This window comes from Ruminococcus sp. AM42-11, assembly GCF_003480145.1.
GTDB lineage: Bacteria > Bacillota > Clostridia > Lachnospirales > Lachnospiraceae > Blautia_A > Blautia_A faecis.
In genome coordinates, this window is sequence record NZ_QUIO01000104.1 from 1 (window position 1) to 530 (window position 530).

1 protein-coding gene and 1 pseudogene are annotated in these 530 nt (G+C 43.0%); both read right to left on the minus strand.

The genetic code is table 11. From position 1 onward, the window contains the following. Positions 1–241, minus strand: a pseudogene (locus DW904_RS24415) (transposase); the annotation flags it as partial. Positions 242–279: 38 nt separating this feature from the next. Next, the coding region (locus DW904_RS24420; RefSeq protein WP_243110557.1) for a hypothetical protein at positions 280–530 on the minus strand (251 nt) is incomplete at its 5' end.

Sequence of the window (530 nt, forward strand, 5' to 3'; positions counted from 1 at the left end):
ATATCTGAGCGGGGATCCATTCGTAGGGAGTTGCGTCCATTTGCTGCAGTTCACCGAAATAAGCGGCTCTGGGACGGCGGGAATGGGCGTCCTCAAGAGCAACAAGATTAATCTGTATCTGATCCGCTTCTTTCTGAGATTTCGCCGCTTTTTTATCGGCTTTTAATTGTTCTTTGATTCTCTTTTTCTTAGCTTTTGTAGCCTTGGGAGAGAGAATGTATTCAGCTTCGAGAATAGACATAACCGCTGAAGGGGAGATGTAGATATCTTCATGTTTTCCTAATAACTCAGTGAAATGTTCAAAATTGGCATCATAGTATTTGTTGCGGTATAAATCGACAACAAGATTACGAGTTTCATTGGGGATGGTATTGGCTGGTTTACGTCCTCTGTTGCCATGGATAAAATAGCTTTGCCATGTTCTTTGTAGCCTTTAAGCATACGGTTAATGTGACGTACAGTACAACCGAGAGTAAGGGCAGCTCTCTGCTTGTTAGGGGCTGGATGATCTGCCAATGATTTGATCACCT